The following is a 16,861-nucleotide window of genomic DNA, read 5'->3' as shown; positions in this document are numbered from 1 at the left end:
TGTCGTTTGCGCCGCCGTTATTTCGCCAGCGATTTCTTGTACGCGATGGAATAGCTCAGTTTGCCCGTCGGCGTGACCAGGTCGTCCAGCGCGGCCTGGCTGAAGACGCCCGTCCAGCCCAGCGCCTGCGCCGTGACGCCGCCGCTGACGATGTCGCCTGCCCTCAGGCCCGCCATCGCCAGCGAAGCCGTCTTGATGCTGGCCATGTAGCTGGTGATATCGCTCGTATCCGTCCTGGCCAGGTCGACGGCGGCCTGCTTGCGCAGCCAGTCGGCCCAGTAGAACTCGAGGAATTCCGTGGAGGTCGCCGGCACCACGTAGCCCGCGTCGCGCGTGAAGTAGACGAGGGCGCGGTAAGGGTCGTTGCCCAGCGATTTCAGGCCGATGGACGCCGGCAGCTGGCTGGTGGCGATGGCCTTGTTGCTGCCATCCTTGAGCCAGACCTTGTTGGCCTTTTTCATCTGCGCCCAGAAATCGTATTCATTGAGCTTGCTGAAGTTGTCCGTCACCTTGACCCAGACTTTCAGCTGGTGGTTCTGGCCATTGTCGGCGTCCCAGAAGGCGGAAAACGTGTGGTGGCCATCCGTCAGGTACAAGGTGCCGTTCGGGCCGATGACGACGGTCTTCATGTCGCCCGGCTTGGTGCCCACGGCGGACTTGCACTGGAAGGTGGCAGGCGGGTTGCTCAGGGTGGCGCCGGCCACGTTGGCCGTCTTGGTGATGACGTCGTCCTGGCCGTTGGCTTCGCACAGCTCGGCGAATTTCTTTGGCTTGTTGGTCTTGGCCATGATCTGGTCTTCCGCGCCATAGCGGCCCAGCTTGTAGTAGATCTGGTCGTAGCCGACGGCCGGCTGCGTGGGGCGCAGCTCGTCGAGCGACACCTGCAGGAAGACGGGGGCCGCGTCGGTGCCGGCGGCCGTGGCGGCCAGCACTTGCTGGCGCGCGCTCAGGACGGGTGGCGTTTCCAGCACGCTCTTGCCGGTGGCCAGCGGTGCGCCGCCGTTGAGGATTTGCGCGACGATGCTGCCGCTGGCATTGACGATGTCGATATCCGTGCCGCTCTGTTTCACCTGCAGGTTGTCGAGCAGGACGTCGGCCGGGTCCTTGCTGCCGGGCGTCAGGGCGCCGTTGACGAAGTCATAATTGGCCGCCATGCCCAGGGTTTGCAGCGGTGCTGCCAGGGCCGTGCCCAGCTGCGTCTGTGCCGCTTGCAGCTTGGCCGCGTCGATGCCCGCCAGGCTGGCCGCCGGCGCGCTGGCCGGTGCGCTGCCCAGCAGCTGCATGGCGATGACGGAGGTGAGCGGCGTCAGGTTGACGCTTTTTTCCTTCAGCGAGACGGCGTACAGGACGTCGCCGCTGGCAGTGGTGGTGGTGATGAGGAAGGGCGCCTTGGCAGCTGCGCTGATGGCAATGTTGACCTTGCCGCTGGCGTCCGCCGCACTGGCGCCGACCTTGTCCTTGTTGGCATCGTACACGCTGATGATGCTGCCGGCGACGGCCTTGCCCGTGGCGGCCACGACGCTGACGATGCGCGCCGGGGCGATGGCGTCGTTGCCGCTTGCCGGCGTATCGCTGCCGCCGCAGGCGGCCAGGGTGCTGCCCAATGCGAAGGCGACGGCGATGGCGAGGGGGCTGCGGCGCTGCAAGGTGGTGCTGTTGTACATGTCTGTCCCGTGATGTCGGCTGAAAAGTGCCGACATGCTAGCGGGCGCAGATGTCAGGATGATGACATGAGGAAAGGTTACTGGCGTTGCAGCGACTTGCGGTAGTCGATGGCGTAGCGCAGCTTGCCCTTGTCCTGCGTCAATGCATCCAGCATCTCGCGGTCGACCCTGTCGCGCGCGCCCAGGTCCGCCGCGCGCTTGCCGCCGCTGACGTTGTCATCGGGCCGCAGCGCCACCATCGCCTGTGCCACCTGCAGGATGGCGCCGGCATACGCGGCCGGATCGAGCCGGTTCACGCGCGCCAGGTCCGGCGCGGGCTGGGCGCGCAGCCAGTCGGCCCAGTAGAACTCGAGGAATTCCGTGGCGTGCCGGGGCGGCTCGTAGCCCACTTCGCGCGTGAAGTAGACGAGCGAACGGTAGGGGTCGTCGCCCAGCGATTGCAGGCCGATGGACGGCGGCAGCTGTTGCGGCGTGATGGGCTGGTTGCGGCCGTTCTTCAGCCAGACCTTGCTTTCCTGCTGCATGCGGGCCCAGAACGCGGGTTCGCTCAGGGCGCTGAAATTGTCGCTGACCTTGACCCAGACCTGCAGTTGCCCGTTGCGTCCGCCATCGGCGTCGCGGAAGGTGGAAAAGGTGTGGTGGCCGTCCGTCAGGTAGAGGACGCCGCGGGGACCGATGACGACGGTTTTCATGTCGTCGGGACGGCTGGCCACGGCCGCCTTGCAGCGGTAGCCGGGCGGCGGCGCGGCGAGGGTGGCGCCGGCCACGTTGGCCGTGCCTGGCAGGACGTCGCCCTGGCCATTGGCTTCGCACAGGTCGGCAAATTTCTTCGGCTTGGCGATGTCGGCGATGTGCCGCTCCTCGGCCGCATAGCGTCCCAGCTTGTAGTACACCTGGTCGTAGCCGATGGCCGCTTGCGTCGGGTGCAGTTCGTCCAGGCGCACCTGCAGGATGCGCGGATGGGCGGCACTGCCCACGACTGTCGCCATCAGCGCCTGCTGGCGCGCGCTGAGGGCGGGCAGGGTGGCGGCATCGCGGGCCTGCGCCGGCGAAAGGAAGGCAGCCTGGCAGCTCAGCGCCAGTAGCAGGGCAGGGGTGCGGAAAAACAGTCGGTTCATGGCCAGCGTCTCCAAAAGATACAGTATGGATAGTGCCATGGAGCGCGGCTTGACGTCGCGCAGGCCGTGCCCGACACCGGCTTGCCGGTCGTGGCCTGGGTGGGCAGCGTACTGGCTACCGCCTGCATAATCCTAAGGGAGCAGGGCGCTGGGCACGCGTGGCGAGGACATCAGGTCACGGAAGGCGGCCCAGTGCTCGGCGCGCGTCGCGCCCTGGCGTTCGACATAGGCTTTCGCCATGTCCTGGCCCAGGTTGTAGTTGATGACGTAGGCGCCCATGGCATCGTAGAACTGCAGGCGCTGGGCCGATTTTTCCGCCGGGTACAGGCGCACGTTGACCAGCCATTCCAGCGCCTCTTCACGCGTGAGGCTGCCTTCGAGGTATTGGCGGGCGATGTCGTTGTCGGCATAGCTCAGCCTGGCCAGCAGCCCGTTCAGCTGCGCATAGCGGGGCGCCAGCTTTGGCTCGAGGCCGGCCAGCGGGTACAGCACCTGCTGCTCGAAGGCCAGCCGCTCCGCATCTGTAAAACTCAGTTCGATGCCGTAATTGGCCGTGCCTTCGGCGATCAAGGATTGGGGCGAATACAGCGGATAGATGCAGTATTCCACCCAGCCCCTGCCGCGCACCAGGTCGCGTTCCAGCAGCACGTTATAGACGTGGTGGCCCGGATACGCTTCATGGCAGCCGAGGTCGACGGCGCGGTCGATATACACGGGCAAATCCGTATTGATCTGGATCACGCTCTGGTAGTTGCCCTTGTACCAGTTGTAGCCGCTCCACGGCTTATCGGTGACGAATTCCAATATAAAATCTTCGCCTTCGGGCAGGGCGATGTAATGCAATGTGCGTTCGCGGCCCATGCGGATGGCCGCGTCCATGACGGCGCGCAGCTTGTCGGCGGGAATGACGAGTTGCGCGCGCAAGGCGTTGACACGCGCGCTGACCGTGCCGGGACCGGGCAGCAGCGCGTCGATCTGCGCCACCAGTGCTTCGTAGTACGCACGGCTGTGATGGGGCGAGACGGCGTCGTACAGGCGCGCGCTTTCCGTATCGAAATCGAGGCGTGCGCCTTGCAGCATGTCCGCCTTGGCCAGCACGGCTTGCAATTGCTTGCGCAGGTTGTGGGCGCGCAGGCAAGGTTCGTCGGCCAGCAGGGCCAGCGCCTTGTCTGTCGCGGCCTTGATGTCGCTCAAACTCCATTGCCGTTCTGCCGCTTCTTGCTGCCACGCGGGCGGGCCGTAATACGCGTCGACATACGACGCGTCATGCCGGCCCATGGCCAGGACCAGCTTGACGTAGCGCTCGGCCACGTCGGCGAGGGTAGGGGAGTTGCTGTCGTTATTCGTCATGGTGGCAGGGTCTCGCGGTTGGGCAGCGCTTATTGTATAGCGCAATCGGCTGCGCGTGAGGCGTGTACGCGCAACATCATTTCCTTACAGTAATTGGGGGAAACGCATCTTGATATACATCAGTGATCCCGGCATTCGGCACCTGCGTCACGCGGTTTCGCCGCAAGATGACGTGGTCTTCTTTTTTTATGCATGCACGTGATTTTTCCCTTGATCTTTCTTCGTTTATGGACGAATATGATGTACGAGATCCGGCACTACCTGACGTCATCGGGCAGGGATTTATATACGGAATGGCTGAAACGCCAACGCGACAATATGGCCAGGGTGGCCATAGCCCGGCGCGTGCTGCGTATGATTCCCGGCAATTTTGGCGACCACAAATTTTGCCACGATGGCGTGTGGGAGTTGCGCATCGACGTGGGGGCGGGCTACCGTATTTACTACGCCATCGCCGGCGAACAGATCATTTTATTGCTGTGCGGCGGAGACAAGCGCACGCAGCCGAAAGATATCGAATACGCCTGTGCCTGCTGGCGCGACTGGAAGGAGAGGGGACATGAAAGAGGAACTAAGCAAACCACCGCGCGACCGCTCGCATGACGAAGCGATGGCCGAACTGTACCGCGACGATCCCGATCTCGCCCTTGAATTGATCAACCATATCCTCGCCGATGGCGACCATGGCGAACTGCTGGCCGTGCTGCGCCAGCTGACGCGCGCCTTCGGCGGCGTGCCCGCCGTGGCGCAAGCGGCCAAGCTCAATCCCACCCAGCTGTACCGTACCCTGTCACCCGATGGCAATCCCTCGCTCGCCACCTTGACGGCCATCCTCGACGCCATGGGCTTGCGCCTGACTGTGGAGCCCAGGCAACCGTTTTCAGCGCCGGCCGCCTGAGTCCACGGACTTCTTCGATCGCTTAAAACTCCACGGGCCGCGCTTCGCGCATCGCCTGCGTCATGGCCAGGCCGATGCGCGTCGCTTCCGTCGCGTCGTGCAAGGTCAGCGACAGGGTGCGCCGGCCCAGCGCCGCATCGGTGAATTCCTGCGCCTCGATCAGAAAGGCGTCGGCGAAGCGGGCGTAGAAGTCGGGCGTGCATTCGTTGCGCACGCCATGCGCATCTGAAATTTCCACCCGGTTCAGGCGCGGATTGCTGCCCACGGCCAGGCGCCCGCCCGTGCCGAACACTTCCGTCAGGGTTTCATGGCCGTGCGCCATGGTGCGCGAAGCCATGAAGCTGGCCATGCTGCCATCGGAAAACTCCACCGTTGCCAGGCCATTGTCGACGTCGCCGAACGCTTGCAAGCCCGTGTGGATGGCGTTGGTGCCGCTCGCATACACGCGCTTGGGCACGGGATTGCCCAGCAGCCAGCGCGCCAGGTCGATATCGTGCACGCTGCAATCGAGGAAGATGCCGCCGCTGGTGGGGGCGAAGCGCATGAAGGCGCCGCTGGGGTCGTTCTGGTCGCAGGTTTGCGAACGCACCAGATACGGCTTGCCGATGAGCCCCTGGGCGATCTTTTGCTGCGCGTCATGGTAGCTGGCGTCGAAGCGCCGCACGAAGCCGATCATGACGGTCAGTTGCGGGTGGCGCGCCGCTTCCGCTTCCACTTTCAGGCAGTCGGCCAGGTCCAGCGACAGCGGTTTTTCGCAAAACACGTGCTTGCCGGCGCGCAAGGCGGCGATGATTTGGTCCGCATGCAGCGAGGTGGGCGTGACGAGGAAGACGGCGTCCAGGCCCGGGTGGGCCAGCAGGGCGTCATAGTCCGCATAGCCGGTGGTGATGCCGAGCGTGCTGGCGGCCCAGTCCAGTTCCGCTGGCACGGGGCTGCAGGCGGCCACGACTTCCGCATTCGGCACGCGCTGCGCCAGGTTGATGGCATGGCGCTGGCCCAGCCGGCCCAGGCCGACGATGCCGACTTTTAAGGTTGGGGATGACATGCTGTCTCCAGATATTTTTATTGTTGAGTTAAGTTATAAGGTGACCACGCGCTGTTCGCGCCACGACAGGGTGGCCGCCTCGGCCAGTTCCAGTGCCTTCAAGCCATCGTGGACGGTGGTGCGCAGCGGCGTGCCGTGGCTGAGGGCGTCAAAGAAGTGCGCCATTTCCTGCGCGTAGGCGTGGCGGTAGCGTTCCAGGAAAAAATCTTCCGGCTTGTCCACGCTGACGTTGACGCTGCCATAGGCCGTCACCTCCGTCGGCTTGTGGTTGCCCGCCTGCAGCATGCCCTTGCTGCCCAGCACTTCGAAGCGCTGGTCGTAGCCGTAGGCGGCGCGGCGCGAGGCATTGATCTGGCACAAGCGTCCTTGCGCCGTGCGGATGGTGACGACCGCCGTGTCCAGGTCGCCCGCCTCGCCGATGGCAGGGTCGACGAGGCAGCTGCCCGTGGCGTGCACGCTGACGGCTTCATCGTCGAGTATCCAGCGGAAGATGTCGAAATCGTGGATCAGCATATCCTTGAAGATGCCGCCGGAAACCTTGATATAGCTGACGGGTGGCGGACCGGGATCGCGGCTGGTGACGACCAGCAACTCGGGCGTGCCGATCTCGCCCGCTTCCAGACGCGTCTTGAGCGCGTTGAAGGTGGGGTCGTAACGGCGCTGGAAGCCCAGCATGCACAAGACCTTGGCTTCCTTCACGGCGGCGGCACAGGCGCGCGCCCGGTCTATCGTCAAATCGACGGGTTTTTCGCAAAAGATGGCCTTGCCGGCGGCGGCCGAGCGCAGGATCAGGTCCGCGTGCGTGTCCGTGCTGGAAGCGATGACGACGGCCTTGATGTCCGGGTCGGCCAGCGCCGCTTCCACCGTGGCGCTGCTGCCGCCATGCTGGGCTGCCAGCGCGGCGGCCGCTTCCTGGTTGACGTCGACGACGTACTTGAACTGCACGCCGGGTTGGGCAGCCAGGTTGGCCGCGTGGATTTTGCCGATGCGTCCGGCGCCGAACAACGCTACTTCAATCATCATGTTCTCCTGGGGTGTGGATTTCTTCGATGTCGAGCTCTAGTTTGTAGGCCAGCGCGATGAACAGCGCCTGGCACAGGCAGATGGTGCTGGTCAGCGAGCGGAAGGCGAAGGCGCTGCCCTCGGTGACGGTGAGCAGCGCGTCGGCGGCCCGCGCGAGCGGGGCCAGCTTGCTGTCGGTAATCACCAGGACCTTGGCGCCCTTGTCCTGCGCTGCCTTGATGCACTGCTGGGTTTCCTTGCCGTAAGGCGAGAAACTGATGGCGATCGCCACATCGCGCTCGCGCACGCTGCGCATCTGTTCGCGGTGCATGCCGCCCAGTCCGCTGATCAGGTGCACGCGCTTGTCCGTGTGTTCCAGCGCGTAGGCGATGTAGGAGGCGATCGGGAAGGACCGGCGCACGCCGATCACATAGATATTTTCAGCCTTGAGCAGCAGGTTGACGGCCGCTTCCAGCTGGGCGTCGTCGAGTCCGGCCGCCAGGTCGTCGAGGCCGGCGCGGCTGGCGCCGACGAATTCGCGCGTCAGGTCGCCTGCGCTCAAGGCCGCGTCGCGCGTGGAAATGAGCTTGCGGATGCGCTGCTGGTAGTCGGGCGTGGCGCCGGCCTGGTCCGTGTATGCCTGGCGGAACACATCCTGCATTTCGGAAAAGCCCGTGTAGCCGAAGCGCTGCGCGAAGCGCACGATGGCCGATGGCTGCACGTCGCAGGCGGCCGCGATGTCGCTGATGCGTTCGAGCATCAGGCTGGCCCGGTGCTTCTCGATGTACTGGGCGATGACCTTCAACTGGCGCGACAGGTTGTCGTACTCGGCGGCAATGTGCTGCATCAGTTGTTCGATGGGGGCGGTGGCTGCCATGGTGTTTTTCCTCGGTGTGCTTGCTGGGCCGTTGCATTCTTGCGGCTGCTTCTGGCGAGAATTATAGGAGGGAATCTGGAAAATAGAAACGATTTTCTATTTAAATTTAATTTGAAAATTTTATTGCATTTGTCTTTTTTGTGGCCTAAGCTGTGCGCAGTGCATCGGTTCGTGTGCCGCAAGGCCCGGCCGGTGACACCCTTCATAAAAGCGCGCAACTATAAAAATTAATCCGTCTAGGAGACATTCATGCACAGCAATAAAAGCAAGGGTTTGTTGAAGTGTCTGGCCATCGCCAGCCTGGGTCTGAGCCTTGGTCTGGGCGCCGGTGCCAGCCATGCCGCCGGCGAGAAATTCGTCCTCGTCAGCCATGCCCCAGATTCCGATTCCTGGTGGAACACCATCAAGAACGCCATCAAGCAGGCTGGCGAGGATTTCAACGTGTCCGTCGACTACCGCAATCCGCCGAACGGCGACCTGGCCGACATGGCGCGCCTGATCGAGCAATCGGCCGCGCGCAACTATGATGGCTTGATCGCCGACATCGCCGACTTCAGCGTGCTGCAAAAACCGCTGGGCACGGTAGTGGCCAAGAAAATCATGCTCGTCACCATCAATTCGGGCACCCTGGCGCAAAGCGAACAACTGAAAGCCATCATGCACGTGGGCCAGCCCGAATATGACGCGGGCCTGGGCGCCGGCAAGCGGGCCAAGGAAGCGGGCATCAAGTCCTTCGTGTGCGTGAATCACTATGCGATGAATGCCTCGTCGTTCGAACGCTGCCGCGGCTTTGCCGATGCGCTCGGCGTTGACTTCAAGTCATCCACGCTCGATACGAATGGCGTCGACCCTGGCGTGATCGAGAGCAAGGTCAGCGCCTATCTGCGCAGCAATCCGAAGACCCAGGCCGTGCTGGCCCTGGGGCCGGACTCGGCGCCGCCCGCCATGCGCGCCGTCGAGAAAATGGGCTTGAAGGGCAAGATGTACTTTGCCACCTTCGACCTGTCGGAAGAAATCACCAAGGGCATCAAGGATGGCAGCATCCAGTTCGCCATCGACCAGCAGCCCTACCTGCAAGGCTACATCCCCGTCGCCGTGATGGCCATCATGAAGCAGCAGAAGACGACGGATCTTGCCAAGGTGAAAGCCATCCTGATCGCCAACCCGAAATACCAGGCGCGCCTGGCGGAATACGGCTTGACGCCCATCTATGGCACGCGCCACATCAGTTCCGGTCCTGGTTTCGTGACCAAGGACAATATCGCCAAGGTCGAAAAGTACGCCGGCCAATACCGCTGATACACCCCGTTGCCAGAGCATGAACCGACGCCGCACCGCCTTCCGGCGGGCGGCGCAGGGACCCGCTACGCCTGGCGTCAGCGATGCTGGTAGGAAAGTAATTGGAATTGGTACTCAGTATAGTGATAGGTAGTATTGAAAGGACTTCGTATGACCGCGCTCAAATCCAGCCTGGCTAGCCCCGGCATGAATCCTCCTCCGCCTTCGGGCGCCCCCGGCAAGACAGCCGCCACCGCCGACGAGCGCGTGGGTGCGACCAGCTGGGTCAAACGGTTTTTCGGCCGCCCCGAGTTCGCCTCCATTTCCGGCGCCGTGCTCGTGTTTGCCTTTTTCGTCATCACGGCCGGCGATTCCGGCATGTTCAACCTCGATGGCGTCGTCAACTGGATGCAGGTAGCTTCCTACCTGGGCATCATCGCCATTGGCGCCTGCCTGCTGATGATCGCCGGTGAATTCGACCTGTCGATCGGCTCCATGATCGGCTTTGCGGGCATGATGATCGCCATCCCGACCATCTATTTCCATTGGCCACTGTGGGCGGCCATCATTTTCGCCTTCGCCGGTTCCATGGCGCTGGGCTGGCTCAACGGCTACATCGTCATCAAGACGCGTTTGCCTTCGTTCATCGTCACCCTGGCCTTCCTCTTCATCCTGCGGGGCCTCACCCTGGCCCTGTCGATCATGTTTGCCAACCGCACCATCGTCAGCGGCGTGGGCGACCTGGCGGCGCAGGATTGGCTGGCCAGCTTGCTGTTCCACGGCAACGTTGCCACGGGCCTGTTCCACTGGATGGGCGCGCATGGCTGGATCGCCGTGCTCGACGATGGCTCGCCGCTGGTGAAGGGCATTCCCAAAGTCATCGTCTGGTGGCTGGTGCTGGCCGCCGGCGCCGCCTTTGTCCTGTCGCGTACCCGCTTCGGCAACTGGATGTTCGCCGTGGGCGGCGACGCCAACGCGGCCAAGAATGTGGGCGTGCCGGTGCGCAAGGTCAAGATCTCGCTGTTTGTCTTCACGGCCTTCTGCGCCTGCCTGTTTGCCACCCTGCAAGTATGCGACGTGGGGTCGGCCGCTGCCGACCGCGGCATGCAGAAGGAATTCGAAGCCATCATCGCGGCCGTCATCGGCGGCGCCTTGCTGACGGGCGGCTACGGTTCCGTCGTCGGTGCCTGCTTCGGCGCGCTGATCTTTGGCGTGGTGCAGATCGGCATCACTTATACGAATATCAATTCGGACTGGTTCCGCGTCTTCCTCGGCGTCATGCTGCTGATTGCGGTGCTGTTCAACAACTTTGTACGTTCACGCGTCACGGAAGCGAGGTAAATCATGAGCGAGCATATTCTTGCCCTGGAGAATGTCAGCAAGCGTTTCGGCTCCGTGCTGGCGCTGCAGAACATCACCATGCGGCTCAAGGAAGGGGAAGTGCACTGCCTGCTGGGCGATAACGGCGCCGGCAAGTCCACCCTGATCAAGACCCTGGCCGGCGTGCACAAGCCGACCGACGGTCAATATTTGGTCGATGGCCGGCCCGTCGTCTTCAATTCGCCCAGCGAAGCGCTGGACATGGGCGTGGCCACTGTCTACCAGGATCTGGCGCTGGTACCGCTCTTGTCCGTGGCGCGCAATTTCTTCATGGGCCGCGAACCGATGAAAAAACTGCTGGGCCTCGTGCCCGTGATGGACATCGACTACGCGGCCGAAACGGCGCGCGCCAAGCTGGCTGAGATGGGCATCATGGTGCGCGACCCGCACCAGGCCATCGGCACCATGTCCGGCGGCGAAAAGCAGTGCCTGGCCATTGCCCGCGCCATCCACTTTGGCGCCCGCGTGCTGATCCTCGACGAGCCGACGGCGGCCTTGGGGGTGAAACAGTCGTTCAATGTGCTGAAACTGATCTACAAGGCGCGCGAGCGGGGCATTTCCGTGATCTTTATTACGCATAATGTGCACCATGCGTATCCGGTGGGCGACTCGTTCACTTTGTTGAACCGGGGCAAGTCGCTGGGGACCTTCACCAAGGATACGGTGAGCAAGGACGCCTTGCTGGACATGATGGCGGGCGGTGCGGAAATGCAAACGCTGATGGCTGAACTCGACGGTGTCACGATTTAAGGATAACCATGAATAACCCGACACAATTTGCCCAGGGCCGCGCGCTGGACGTGATCTGCCTGGGCCGCCTGGCCGTGGACCTGTACGCGCAGCAGATCGGCAGCCCGCTGGAAGACGCGACGAGCTTTGCCAAGTACCTGGGCGGCTCGTCGGCGAACATCGCCTTCGGCACGGCCCGTTTGGGCTTGAAGTCCGCCATGCTGTCGAAGGTGGGCGACGACCACATGGGCCGTTTCCTCACCGACACCTTGGCGCAGGAGGGCTGCGACGTCAGCCACGTCGGCATCGACCAGGAACGCCTGACGGCCCTGGTCATGCTGGGCCTCAAGGATAAGCACACCTTTCCCCTGATTTTTTACCGTGAAAATTGCGCCGACATGGCCATCGAAGCGTCCAGCGTCGACGCCGCCTTTATCGCTTCCAGCAAAGCGCTGTTGATCACCGGCACGCACTTTTCCACCAGCGCCATGCACGCCGTCAGCACGCAAGCCCTGAAACTGGCGCGCGCCAACAACGTGCGCACTGTGCTCGACATCGATTACCGGCCCGTGCTGTGGGGCTTGTCGGGCAAGGCCGATGGCGAAACGCGCTTCGTCTCGAACGACGGCGTGACCCGCCACTTGCAGGCGATCCTGCCGCAATTCGACCTGGTCGTCGGCACGGAAGAGGAATTCATGATCGCCGGCGGCGGCGCCGATATCATGGCCAGCTTGCGCGCCGTGCGGGCCGCCACCCTGGCCACCCTCGTCGTCAAGCGGGGCCCGCTGGGCAGCGCCGTCATCGACAGCGTGGTGCCGCAAAGCCTGGACGACGCGTATAACTACCGTGGCGTGCGGGTGGAGGTGCTGAACGTGCTGGGCGCGGGCGACGCCTTCATTTCCGGATTCCTGAAAGGCTGGCTGCGCGGCGAAGGCTATGAGGCTTGCTGCCGCTACGCGAATGCCTGCGGCGCCCTGGTCGTGTCGCGCCACGGCTGCGCGCCGGCCATGCCGTCGCCCGTCGAACTCGACTACTTCCTGGCGAATGCGGCCAGGCTCACGCAGCCGGATCAGGATGCCACCCTGTCCCGCCTGCACCGCACGACGGTGGCGCGCAAGGAATGGGATGAGCTGTGCGTGTTTGCCTTCGATCACCGCACGCAATTCTTTGAGCTGGCGCAACAGACAGGAGCGCCCGAAGCGCGCATCGCCGCCTTGAAGCAGCTGATGGTGCAAGCCGTGGCGCAGACGGAAACGGCCTTGCAGCTGGCAGGCAAGACGGGCGTGCTGATCGATGGCCGCTATGGCGTCGACGCGCTCAACGATGCGACGGGGCGGGACTGGTGGATCGGCCGTCCCGTGGAATTGCCGGGCTCGAACCCGCTGCAGTTCGACTGGGGCCGCTCCATCGGTTCGCACCTGCTCAGCTGGCCGAAGGAGCACGTGATCAAGTGCCTGGTGCAGCTGCATCCGGACGATGCCGTGGAAAACCGGCTGGAACAGGAGGCGCAGATCAAGGCCCTGTATGACGCGGCGCAAGTGAGCGGCCACGAACTGCTGCTGGAGGTGATTCCGTCCGACTCCCTGCCACAGGACGACGATACCGTCTTGCGCGCCGTCAAGCGCCTGTACAACCTGGGCATCTATCCCGAATGGTGGAAGCTGGAAAGTATGTCGGCCCAGCAATGGCAAGCCATCGATGCGCTCGTGCACGAACGCGATCCGTATTGCCGTGGCGTCGTATTACTCGGCTTGAACGCTCCCATCGATGCGCTGGCCGCCAGCTTCGAGCAAGCCAGCGCCAGCACTACCTGCCGCGGCTTCATGGTGGGGCGCACCATCTTCCAGGAACCGAGCCGCCGCTGGCTGGCGGGCGACCTCGACGATGCGGGCCTGATCGCCGCCGTGCGCGCCAACTTCGAGCAGCTGATCAGCTTGTGGCAGCGCACGCGCAACCGCCTGGAGCGTGCAGCATGAAGACCACCACGATCCGCCTGACCATGGCGCAAGCCCTGGTCCGCTACCTGGCCGCCTTGCGCACGGAAGAGGGCCTACCCTTGTTCGGCGGCGCCTTCGCCATCTTTGGCCACGGCAACGTGGCGGGCTTGGGCGAAGCGCTGTACCAGTACCGCGAGCAATTTCCCACCTACCGCGCCCATAACGAGCAGGCGATGGCGCACTCGGCCATTGCCTATGCGAAAGCCCACATGCGCCGGCGCATGCTGGCCGTCACCAGTTCCATCGGTCCGGGCGCCACCAACTTGCTCACCGCCGCCGCGCTGGCCCACGTCAACCGCCTGCCCGTACTGCTCTTGCCCGGCGACGTCTTCGTCTCGCGCGCGCCGGACCCGGTGCTGCAGCAGCTGGAAGATGCTGGCGACGGCAGCGTTTCGGTGAATGACGCCTTCAAACCGCTGTCGCGCTACTTCGACCGCATCGTGTATCCGGAGCAATTGCTCACCGCCTTGCCACGGGCCATCGCCGCCTTGACGGACCCGGCCGCCTGCGGCCCCGTCACCTTGTCCCTGCCGCAAGACGTGCAGACGATGGCGTATGACTATCCGGCCGACTTTTTCGAACCGAGAGTCGTGCGTTTCCGCGCCGTGCCGCCCGTCGAGCAGGAACTGGAAGAAGCGGCAGCGTTGCTGAAAAACGCGAAACAGCCGCTGATCGTCGCCGGCGGCGGCGTGCTGTATGGCCAGGCCAGTGCCGCCCTGCAGGCGTTTGCCGAACGCCACGGTATCCCCGTGGCGGAAACCCAGGCGGGCAAGAGCAGCCTGCCGTGGGACCATCCGCTGCAGCTGGGCGCCATCGGCGTCACCGGTTCGCCCGCCGCCAATGCGCTGGCGGCGGACGCGGACGTGGTGCTGGCCGTGGGCACGCGCCTGCAGGATTTCACGACGGGCTCGAATTCCCTGTTTGCGCAGGCGCAACTGGTCAGCCTGAACGTCAACGCTTTCGACGCGCTCAAGCGCCGCGGCATGGGCTTGCAGGCGGACGCCACGCTTGGCTTGCAGGGCTTGTCCCAAAGGTTGGCGCACTGGAACAGCGCGGGCCAGTGGCTGGACCGGGCGCAGCAGGCGGGCCATGCCTGGCGCGCCACCGTGGCATCCATTACCGGCAAACGGGAAGTGGCCGGCTTGCCGTACGACGGCGAAGTCATCGGCGCCGTGCAGCGCTCATCGAGCGACTCGACCACCCGCGACATCGTCGTCTGCGCGGCGGGCACCTTGCCAGCCGAGCTGCACAAGCTGTGGCGGACAAGCACGCCGGGCGGCTACCACATGGAATACGGCTACTCGTGCATGGGCTATGAGATCGCCGGCGGCCTCGGCGTCAAGATGGCCAAGCCCGATGCGGAGGTGATCGTCATGGTGGGCGACGGCAGCTACCTGATGATGAATTCGGAAATCGCCACCTCCGTCATGCTGGATCAAAAACTCATCATCGTCGTGCTCGACAACCGGGGCTACGGCTGCATCAACCGCCTGCAGCAGGCCTGCGGCAATGCCTCGTTCAACAATATGCTGCCCGACAGCGCGCCCCGCATCGACTTCGCCCTGCATGCGCGGTCGCTGGGCGCGCTGTCCGAACATGTGGCCGACATCGCCGAACTGGAACAGGCCATGCTGCGCGCCCGCGAAGCTAGTCGCACGTATCTGATTTGCATCAATACGGATGCCACGCGCACGACGCAAGAGGGCGGCTGCTGGTGGGAAGTGGCCGTGCCCGAAGTCTCGACCCAGCCCGGCGTGCAAGCTGCGCGCGCCCGTTATGAACTTGACCGCCAAGGACAACAACAATGAACACATGGAATGTGAAGATCGGCATCAACCCGATCTCGTGGATGAACGACGATTTGCCGAGCCTGGGCGGCGAGACGCCGCTGGAGACGGCTTTGAAAGAGGGCGCCGAGATCGGCTACGTGGGTTTTGAACTGGGCAACAAGTTTCCCAAGGATGCCCCGTCCCTGAACGCCGTGCTGGGCAAATATGGTCTGGCGTGCGTTTCCGGCTGGTATTCGGGCCGCCTGGCCCATCGTTCTGTCGAAGAAGAGATCGCCTCCGTCGGCCCGCATCTGCGCCTGCTGGCCGGCAGCGGCGCCACCGTCATGGTGTATGGCGAAGTGGCCGACGCCATCCAGGGCGAAGCGCGTCCCTTGTATAAACGCCCGCGTTTCCAGTCGCAGCAGCAATGGCAGGACTACGCCGACAAACTCACGGCCTTTGCCGCCCACCTGCTGGACCACGGCGTGCGCCTGGCCTACCACCACCACATGGGCGCCTACGTGGAAACCCCGGCGGACGTGGATCAGTTGATGGCCTTGACGGGGCCGGAAGTGGGCTTGCTGTTCGACACGGGCCACATCACCTTTGCCGGCGGCGATGCGCTGGCGGTGCTCAATCATCATATCGATCGTATTTGCCACGTGCATTGCAAGGACGTGCGTCCCAATGTGGTGAAACTGGCCCGCAATGGCCACTGGAGTTTTTTGCAGGCGGTGATCAATGGCGCCTTCAGCGTGCCGGGCGACGGCTGCATCGACTTTCCGGCCATCCTGGCGGCCCTGTACCGCCACGGCTACACGGGCTGGCTGGTGGTGGAAGCGGAGCAGGACCCGGCCGTCGCGCCCAGCTATCAATACGCGAAGATGGGCCACGACTACCTGGCGAATCTTGTCGACGCGATCCCGCGCCTGGGTCGGGAGGCGGCATGAGCCCGCTGCTGGTGAAAGCGGGGCAGGGACAGACCATCGTCGAGGTCACGCCGGCATCGGCCGGCTGGACGCACGTGGGCTTTGCCGCGCACAGGTTGCAGGCAGGCGAACACATCAGCCTGGACACGGGCAAGCGTGAGCTGTGCATCGTCGTGCTGACGGGCACGGTGACGGTGCAGGCGGGCGGGCAGAGCTGGGAAGCCATCGGCAAGCGCGCCAGCGTCTTCGAGGACGTCTCGCCCTATGCCGTATATGTGCCGCTGGAAACCACGGTCAGCATCACGGCCGTGAACGCCGCCGAGGTCGCCCTGTGCAGCGCGCCGGCCACGACGCGCCGCCCGGCGCGCCTGATCGAACCGGCCAGCATGACGCGCTCCGTGCGCGGCAAGGGCGCCAACACGCGTTATGTGTGCGACATCCTGCCGCAGACGGAAGAAGCGGACGGCTTGCTGGTGGTCGAGGTGGTCACGCCGTCGGGCCACTCGTCGAGCTATCCGCCCCATAAACACGACAGCGACAATATTCCGCTGGAAAGCTCGCTCGAGGAAACGTATTACCACCGCCTCAATCCCGAGCAGGGCTTTGCCTACCAGCGCGTGTATACGGACGACCGTTCCATCGATGAAGCCATGGCCGTGGAAAACCACGACGTGGTGATGGTGCCGCGTGGCTACCACCCCGTCACCGTGCCGTATGGCTACGACGGCTATTACCTGAACGTAATGGCCGGCCCGAAACGCGTGTGGCATTTTAAAAACGATCCGGCCCATGACTGGCTGATGACGAAATAACCAAGGACAAGAC

15 protein-coding genes are annotated in these 16,861 nt (G+C 63.9%); 9 read left to right on the top strand and 6 right to left on the bottom strand.

Translation table 11 applies throughout. From position 1 onward, the window contains the following. Positions 1–17: 17 nt before the first annotated feature. The 3 genes from AC07VL_RS11260 to AC07VL_RS11250 all read right to left on the bottom strand — a co-directional run bounded on the left by AC07VL_RS11260 (position 18) and on the right by AC07VL_RS11250 (position 4,132). Positions 18–1,664 carry a ParB/Srx family N-terminal domain-containing protein gene (locus tag AC07VL_RS11260; RefSeq protein WP_494805913.1) on the bottom strand — a complete coding sequence of 549 codons (1,647 nt, stop codon included), beginning with the start codon at positions 1,662–1,664 and terminating at the stop codon, positions 18–20. A gap of 77 nt (positions 1,665–1,741) precedes the next feature. Beyond that, complete coding sequence (locus AC07VL_RS11255) at positions 1,742–2,782, bottom strand: ParB/Srx family N-terminal domain-containing protein (RefSeq protein ID WP_494805912.1); 1,041 nt, start codon at positions 2,780–2,782, stop codon at positions 1,742–1,744. Between the two features lie 132 nt (positions 2,783–2,914). Continuing rightward, on the bottom strand, positions 2,915–4,132 hold the full coding sequence (locus AC07VL_RS11250) for a hypothetical protein (protein WP_494805911.1): 1,218 nt from the start codon (positions 4,130–4,132) through the stop codon (positions 2,915–2,917). Positions 4,133–4,330: 198 nt separating this feature from the next. Here AC07VL_RS11250 and AC07VL_RS11245 point away from each other — a divergent pair, with 198 nt between their 5' ends. Next, the gene (locus tag AC07VL_RS11245; RefSeq protein WP_494805910.1) at positions 4,331–4,735 is read left to right on the top strand and encodes a type II toxin-antitoxin system RelE/ParE family toxin; all 405 of its coding nucleotides are present in this window, start codon (positions 4,331–4,333) and stop codon (positions 4,733–4,735) included. Then, positions 4,692–5,030 (top strand): helix-turn-helix domain-containing transcriptional regulator, encoded by a 339-nt coding sequence (locus AC07VL_RS11240; RefSeq protein ID WP_494805909.1) that lies wholly within the window; start codon positions 4,692–4,694, stop codon positions 5,028–5,030. The genes AC07VL_RS11245 and AC07VL_RS11240 overlap by 44 nt, the downstream gene beginning before the upstream one ends. Positions 5,031–5,052: 22 nt before the next feature. Here AC07VL_RS11240 and AC07VL_RS11235 read toward each other — a convergent pair whose 3' ends face one another. From AC07VL_RS11235 to AC07VL_RS11225, 3 genes are read right to left on the bottom strand one after another with little or no spacing between them, the layout of a single operon-like run. After that, entirely contained in the window at positions 5,053–6,075 is a 1,023-nt protein-coding gene (locus AC07VL_RS11235; RefSeq protein ID WP_494805908.1) for a Gfo/Idh/MocA family oxidoreductase, read from the bottom strand. Positions 6,076–6,108: 33 nt separating this feature from the next. Beyond that, on the bottom strand, positions 6,109–7,095 hold the full coding sequence (gene iolG, locus AC07VL_RS11230) for an inositol 2-dehydrogenase (protein WP_494806122.1): 987 nt from the start codon (positions 7,093–7,095) through the stop codon (positions 6,109–6,111). Next, positions 7,088–7,954, bottom strand: a complete 867-nt coding sequence (locus AC07VL_RS11225; protein ID WP_034757651.1) for a MurR/RpiR family transcriptional regulator — start codon at positions 7,952–7,954, stop codon at positions 7,088–7,090. The genes iolG and AC07VL_RS11225 overlap by 8 nt, the downstream gene beginning before the upstream one ends. Positions 7,955–8,203: 249 nt before the next feature. Here AC07VL_RS11225 and AC07VL_RS11220 point away from each other — a divergent pair, with 249 nt between their 5' ends. From AC07VL_RS11220 to iolB, 7 genes are all read left to right on the top strand, one after another. Beyond that, a complete protein-coding gene (locus AC07VL_RS11220) occupies positions 8,204–9,253 on the top strand; it encodes a sugar ABC transporter substrate-binding protein (RefSeq protein WP_494805907.1) in 1,050 nt (349 codons plus the stop codon). Positions 9,254–9,439: 186 nt separating this feature from the next. Next, the gene (locus AC07VL_RS11215) at positions 9,440–10,573 is read left to right on the top strand and encodes an ABC transporter permease (protein ID WP_494806121.1); all 1,134 of its coding nucleotides are present in this window, start codon (positions 9,440–9,442) and stop codon (positions 10,571–10,573) included. A gap of 3 nt (positions 10,574–10,576) precedes the next feature. After that, positions 10,577–11,362, top strand: coding sequence for an ATP-binding cassette domain-containing protein (locus tag AC07VL_RS11210; RefSeq protein WP_290603274.1), 786 nt, complete (start codon positions 10,577–10,579; stop codon positions 11,360–11,362). 8 nt (positions 11,363–11,370) lie between these two features. Then, positions 11,371–13,317 carry a bifunctional 5-dehydro-2-deoxygluconokinase/5-dehydro-2-deoxyphosphogluconate aldolase gene (locus AC07VL_RS11205; RefSeq protein ID WP_494805906.1) on the top strand — a complete coding sequence of 649 codons (1,947 nt, stop codon included), beginning with the start codon at positions 11,371–11,373 and terminating at the stop codon, positions 13,315–13,317. After that, positions 13,314–15,146 (top strand): 3D-(3,5/4)-trihydroxycyclohexane-1,2-dione acylhydrolase (decyclizing), encoded by a 1,833-nt coding sequence (iolD, locus tag AC07VL_RS11200; protein WP_494805905.1) that lies wholly within the window; start codon positions 13,314–13,316, stop codon positions 15,144–15,146. Before AC07VL_RS11205 ends, iolD begins: the two co-directional genes overlap by 4 nt. Next, positions 15,143–16,057 carry a myo-inosose-2 dehydratase gene (iolE, locus tag AC07VL_RS11195; RefSeq protein WP_494805904.1) on the top strand — a complete coding sequence of 305 codons (915 nt, stop codon included), beginning with the start codon at positions 15,143–15,145 and terminating at the stop codon, positions 16,055–16,057. The genes iolD and iolE overlap by 4 nt, the downstream gene beginning before the upstream one ends. Further along, positions 16,054–16,848 carry a 5-deoxy-glucuronate isomerase gene (gene iolB / locus AC07VL_RS11190; RefSeq protein ID WP_494805903.1) on the top strand — a complete coding sequence of 265 codons (795 nt, stop codon included), beginning with the start codon at positions 16,054–16,056 and terminating at the stop codon, positions 16,846–16,848. The genes iolE and iolB overlap by 4 nt, the downstream gene beginning before the upstream one ends. The last annotated feature ends 13 nt before the right edge of the window (positions 16,849–16,861 follow it).

Source organism: Janthinobacterium sp. GW821-FHT03C08 (genome assembly GCF_059420905.1).
Note: the sequence above shows the minus strand (reverse complement) of the source record. Positions and strands in the feature narration are given on the sequence as shown.